The organism is Coleofasciculus sp. FACHB-712 (assembly GCF_014695635.1).
Classification (GTDB): domain Bacteria; phylum Cyanobacteriota; class Cyanobacteriia; order Cyanobacteriales; family FACHB-T130; genus FACHB-T130.
Genome location: NZ_JACJOQ010000136.1, coordinates 1 through 5,921 on the forward strand (window position 1 = coordinate 1; position 5,921 = coordinate 5,921).

The window sequence follows — 5,921 nt, forward strand, 5'->3', positions numbered from 1 at the left end:
TTGGGTGAAGCAGCAGAAAGCTTGAACGGACATCTAGATACGCTGGTATCCCATTTCAGCCTTAGCGCCCCTTCTATTTACGCTGTTTGTACTGAGGCAAAAGGTAGAGGAGAGAATAAAGAATCTCTCTGTTCACTCAGTCCTCAGTCCTCAGTCCTCAGTCCTCAGTCCTCACCCCTCAGCCCTCAAGAAACGCTCAGCAACCTCTTGTGGGATACCTGCCGTTCACAAGCTCGCCAGAGACTCAACGACCTGGCTCAACCCATTATCCCAGGAGCCAGTTGGGATGAGCTGGTATTGCCAGAGGCACAGCGACAGGTGTTGCGCGACATTGCCGCTCACGTTCGGCAACGTGCCAAAGTATACGAAAACTGGGGATTTGGCGGCAGCGGACGCGGCTTGGGCATTAGCGCCTTATTTGCCGGAGGCAGCGGCACTGGCAAAACAATGGCAGCAGATGTACTGGCTGGAGAATTGCAGCTAGACCTTTATCGCATCGACCTGAGTTCTGTCATCAGTAAGTATATTGGGGAGACAGAAAAGAACCTGCGGCGAGTATTTGATGCCGCAGAAGCTGGGGGAGCAATTCTGCTGTTTGACGAAGCTGACGCCCTGTTTGGCAAGCGTTCTGAAGTGAAAGACAGCCACGACCGTCATGCCAATATTGAAGTTGCCTACCTGCTACAACGCATGGAAGCTTACCGAGGCTTAGCGATTTTGACGACTAATTTAAAAGGTTCTCTCGATCAGGCATTTCTGCGCCGGATTCGTTTTATCGTTCAGTTTCCCTTCCCCGATGCCACCCAAAGAGCCGAGATTTGGCAGCGCATCTTCCCCAGAAAAACACCGACTGAAGGGCTAGATCCTGTGAAGCTAGCACGGCTAAACGTCGCCGGGGGAAACATTCGCAATATTGCCCTCAATGCAGCCTTTATCGCCGCAGATGCCAATGAGCCGGTCGGGATGCAACACATTTTGCAAGCAGCAAAAAGCGAATATGTCAAACTGGAAAGACCTCTCACCGATGCGGAAGTGAAAGGCTGGGTGTGAAATAAGAAAGCGAACCGACAGGTCGGCGCTAGGCTAACGCCTCGCTTCGCTAACGCTATCGCGCTAATTATTCTTTACAGCTGATTAAACTTATAAACCAGGGATTTCTGACAATTCCCCTTCCAACTCTTCTACCTTAAATCCGGTTGTATCTTTCCATTCTTCAACTGTAAAGTGATAACCACATTCTTCAGCCATTTTGACTAATGTTTCCAAGTCGGGTGCAGAGTTGAGCTTTTCCCGTAAGCCGGAGTCAGTTTGAACAGCTCTAAAAAGTTTTATTACTTCCTCTTTTGCCATAAGTTTATATTCCCAGTACGTTAAATCAATGTTAACTTACCATCCACCTATCGCTTATCCGGAGAATTTTCGGTGGCACTGACAAACATTCCCAAAATTGTTCTGAGGGAGTATCTAAGGCGGAACCCCCCCCATTTCAGACTCCACCAATACGGTTGGTTGAGTCAATACCAATGGATTGCGCCTGTCGTTGATGAAATCAAAACCGAACTCGATCCGCTAACGCTAGAAGAACCAACGACTCCATCAGACCTAACAGAAGTACCGCCGCCTCAATTTACCCCGCAGGTTCAGGGAGTTGACCACCTCTACAGACAGTACCGTTGCAAGTATAGTGAAGCCTTAAGCTGCACCTTACCGCTACAAACGGTTCAGCAAGATCCAACCGCCAAATATTGCTCAGAATGTAGTTTCCCAGCTACCTTAGCCGAGAAAAGTGAGATCCGGGGGCGTCGGGGAAGATATCGGATCGAAGGCTTGTTGGGACGCCGGGGAATGGGGCGACTGTATAAGGGAATTCAGGTTGCCGATCAGCAGCCAGTTGTGATTAAAGAGTACCTGCTTCCCGACCGTTGTTTCAACGAGGAAGAAATCCGCCTGCGTCAGCAAACCTTCGAGTTAGCAGCCGGTTTGACTCTAGCAGATGGAAGAGTCCAAGATGTTCGCTTGCGTCACCCTTGGGACGCCATTTCTGACCCGATTCAGGAACGCTGCTATCTTGTTACCACGAGCAATTTAGATACGCATCCAACTCTAAACGCCTGCCTTGCCGCCAATGGTGCGATGACCAGTCGGCAAGTGCGCCAAGTCCTCAACCAAGTCCTGCAAACTCTGGAGTTTCTCCACGGTCAAAAGTTCAGTCTGCCCTCCGGTCAGGTGCAGCAGGGAATCGCTCACGGCAATATTAGTTTGGATAGTCTGCTGATGGTGACAGACGACCAGAAATTTTTTATCCATGTATGCGATTTGGCGCTTTGGGAACGTCTGTTCGATCTGCCAACTGCCCAAACCATTATCCCTACAGTTACCCAAGACTTAATCGCTTTGGGATACGTGGCTTTTTACCTGTTAGTAGGACGCTCTACTCACCCCGTTTCCGGTCAGCTGCTTGACCCCAAGGATGAACAGCAATGGCCTGTAGTGGAACCTCACCTCAAAATGTTTATTTTTCGCCTTTTAGGGCTAGATGTCAGTTTTGAGAGTGCTGAGGAAGCACGACAAGCACTGTTGAAGTTGCCGCCAGAGAAACCAGTCGATCTAGTAGTTGTAGACACAGTGCCGCTAGAAGAGCAAAAAACCAAGCTGCGCCGTCTTCCCTGGCTGCTGTTGGGTGCTTTGGGAGTGACTTTGTTGGGAATACTCATCTGGTTTTTGATTCCGAAGTCCCAAGCGGGTAATCGTGCCGCTGATGATGATTTTCTAGTTTGTTGCATTAAGGAAATTCCTGGTATTCCTGCTGGTAAGTTTACTTACACAGCGGAAAAAGACGGAACATGGAGCTATATCCTGCGCCACGCTAATCTCATCTCAAAGAACAAAACTTTAGAAGACAAGCTCCGAGAACGTCAGCCAAAATTAGAGTTGAATTATCAAGCTGAGCCTTCCGGAGAGGACGCGATCGCGAAAGTCAGTTCGCAGCAAGTAGACTTTGCGATTTCTAGCTTGGTGAGTGATTTGACCAGCGAATTGAAGTATAAACCAGTTGCCTACGATGGGCTGGTCGTGTTTGTTGCCTTCAGCTACGCCAAACGAGATAAAAGCCTTCCTCAGGCTCTCAGGGGTCAAATTACTTTTGAGCAATTGCGTCAGCTTTACACTGGCGAAATTACTAATTGGCAAGTCTTAGGAGGGCCTGATTTACCTGTAAAACTCTATATTCCGAAAGAAACTGAGGCGGTACGAATATTTGAGCAACGAGTTCTTAAAGATGAGCAAAAAATTGCTCTATTTAGAAAATTAATTCAAAAGAGCGAGCAACCACCTCCTTTGTTTAAAAATTCCTTTGAGCCAGAAATTAAGCCTTTGTCAACTTTCGAGACTCTACGACAGGTGATTCGGGATTTTGAGGATGATGAGGTTGGGGGAATTGCCTTTAGCACAATCAGCAAAGTTTTCGGTCAATGTTCGGCTTATCCCTTAGCTTTAAAAGACGGAAATAAACCAGCAATCCAGGCGTTAATTCAAGATAATGGGAAGCCTGTAGAGCCAACAACAGACCTCTGTGATGATAAAGGAAGTTATCATCCTAATATAGAATTTTTCAAAAATAGCACCTACCCCTTGGCATATCCGATAACCGTTATTTATTCTGGAGATAACCGCCGTATCCCTGCCGGTCAAAAGTTCGCTGAGCTGCTGAGAACTCTTGAGGCACAGCGATTGCTGAGCAAAGCAGGACTGGTGCCGTTACAACCGCTAGAATAGTTTTTAGATAATTACCTGCTGGATTAGAGTGGGTTAGATTCCTAAAGGTTAATGGTGAATAGCTATTAGCTGAATTTAGACCTTTGTCTAGCAATCAGCCAAAAACGGATGCCCTAAAATAACAGGAAGTTTTGGTTTTTTTATGAACAAGTATTCTTCCCAACAAGCGGTTTCTGGCGCGATCGCTAATCTGGGGACACAATCTTATCTACAACCCATTGGGAGTAGCACTCGTCCGGCTGGGTACGCAGCACCGGGTTTAGTTCCCAGTAACGATAAAGATAACCAAACTGCGGTTTCAAAGACAGCCGCTAAAGTTCTGCGCGATCCTTTATTGCTGAGGCAATTGAGCGATCGCGTTTATGAATTGATGCTTGAAGATTTACGTCGTCAAAGGGAACGCAGTAGAAACTACGGAGGATACTTCTGATGCCCGCCCCACTGCCACCAGCACAGTCGTCTGCGTCAAGTCGCAATAATGGACAGAACAAAAATGGCACTAGCGTCCGCGAACTAAACTACGTTACTGCCAATCGTTTTTATGTAGAAATTCAAAGTAATATTACTGCCTGTTTCACCGAGTGCCAAGGCTTGGGCGTGACGATCAAGGCTCAAAAACACTATGAAGGCGGTGTCAACGATCAACAGAGAATTTTTCTAGGTCAGGCAGAATTTTCAGATGTGACCCTCAAGCGGGGTATCACTAATGATTTAGTTTTTTGGGATTGGATTAGTAAAATCTTAAGCGATGTTGGGCGTAATCAAGGCAATAATCTACCGAAAAAAGAACGTCGTAACATTAATATTCTAGTATTCAACCCAGCAGGAGAAACAATGCAGTGTTGGACACTAATTGGTGCCGTTCCGGTTGCCTGGAAGTCAGCCTCATTAAGCGCGGATTCCAATGCAGTGGCAATTGAAGAGTTAACACTTTCATACGAGAGTTTACAGGTTGATAAGTCACGCAATGGCGGCTCTTCAATTTCCGGTGGACGCGATAGTTTGGGATACTTTGCCTAGAAATTAACACAACAAAAATATGGCGGAACATGAGGGCACAGAACCAAGGAACAATTTTCCCGATGGAGAAACGATACCCCAGGAACCCCTTGGTATCAAAAACCCCTTGCTTCCACCTAATCCGTTAGGGCAGAGCTTACTAAATCCTAAATTTTTGCACCCGCTGGGAGCAAGATCGATTACCGTTTTCAATCCTTCCGGTTTTTTCTCTGAGGAAGTGGCGGATGAATTTCCGCCAGATAATCCTTTCAAGAATTCACCCTTTATTGCAGAATTCCAAGGCTCAAAATCAAGTGAATCGGTCGATGTTGACACAGCACCGATCTCGGCAGAGGCTGCTTTGCCAGTTATGCGGGCAACCGATCCAACATTAGTGCAACCCGTTTTAGCTACCGAACCACCAGCTAAAGCAGTAGGGATTGGTCCTATCAGGACACCCATTGCAGCACCAGCAACTGAGATAAGCAATGCGATCGCTAGTTCGCCCTCACCCAGCACAATTGAGCCACCAATAGCTGCTCTCACGGCACCTCTTGAAGCAGCAGGAATTGAAATAAGCAATGCGATTGCTAGTTCGCCCTCACCCAGCACAATTCAAAGGGCAGCAGCGATTGAGGCTTCCACACCGGGTCTAACACCAACAACTGAGAGAAGCAATGCCATCGCTAATTCGCCCTCACCCAGCACAATTGAGCCAGCAATAGCTGCTCTCACTGCACCCGTTGAAGCAGCAGGCACTGAAATAAGCAATGCGATTGCTAGTTCGCCCTTTTCCAGCACAATTCAAAAGGCACCAGCAATTGACGAACAAACGACACCTATTGAATCACTAGGCACTGAAATAAGCATTGCGATCGCTAGTTCGCCCTCACCCAGCACAATTCAAAGGGCAGTAACGATTGAGGCTTCCACGGCACCAGATTCAACACCAGCAACCATTGCAGCACCAAGAACTGAAATAAGCAATGAGAGCGCTAGTTCGCTCTCACCCAACACAATTCAGCCACCAATAGATGCTCTCACGGCACCCCTTGAAGCAGCAGGCACTGAAATAAGCAATGAAATTGCTAATTCGCCCTCACCTAGCACAATTCAAAGGGCAGCAGCAATTGAGGCTTCCACACCGG

At 47.4% G+C, this 5,921-nt stretch carries 6 protein-coding genes; 5 read left to right on the forward strand and 1 reads right to left on the reverse strand.

Features of this window, described 5'->3' with window-relative positions; genetic code table 11:
* Positions 1-1,050 (forward strand): ATP-binding protein (locus H6F50_RS03425; protein WP_190426358.1); only part of this gene is annotated, 1,050 nt, incomplete at its 5' end.
* A gap of 90 nt (positions 1,051-1,140) precedes the next feature.
* Here the strand turns inward: H6F50_RS03425 and H6F50_RS03430 are convergent.
* Positions 1,141-1,350, reverse strand: coding sequence for a Nif11-like leader peptide family natural product precursor (locus H6F50_RS03430; protein WP_190412617.1), 210 nt, complete (start codon positions 1,348-1,350; stop codon positions 1,141-1,143).
* A gap of 72 nt (positions 1,351-1,422) precedes the next feature.
* Here H6F50_RS03430 and H6F50_RS03435 point away from each other — a divergent pair, with 72 nt between their 5' ends.
* The 4 genes from H6F50_RS03435 to H6F50_RS03450 form a co-directional block, all read left to right on the forward strand.
* Positions 1,423-3,774, forward strand: coding sequence for a substrate-binding domain-containing protein (locus H6F50_RS03435; protein WP_190426361.1), 2,352 nt, complete (start codon positions 1,423-1,425; stop codon positions 3,772-3,774).
* A 142-nt stretch (positions 3,775-3,916) separates the two neighbouring features.
* A complete protein-coding gene (locus H6F50_RS03440; protein WP_199291975.1) occupies positions 3,917-4,204 on the forward strand; it encodes a hypothetical protein in 288 nt (95 codons plus the stop codon).
* Positions 4,204-4,794, forward strand: a complete 591-nt coding sequence (locus H6F50_RS03445; protein WP_190412619.1) for a phage tail protein — start codon at positions 4,204-4,206, stop codon at positions 4,792-4,794. The genes H6F50_RS03440 and H6F50_RS03445 overlap by 1 nt, the downstream gene beginning before the upstream one ends.
* 19 nt (positions 4,795-4,813) lie before the next feature.
* The coding region (locus H6F50_RS03450; protein WP_190426363.1) for a hypothetical protein at positions 4,814-5,921 on the forward strand (1,108 nt) is incomplete at its 3' end.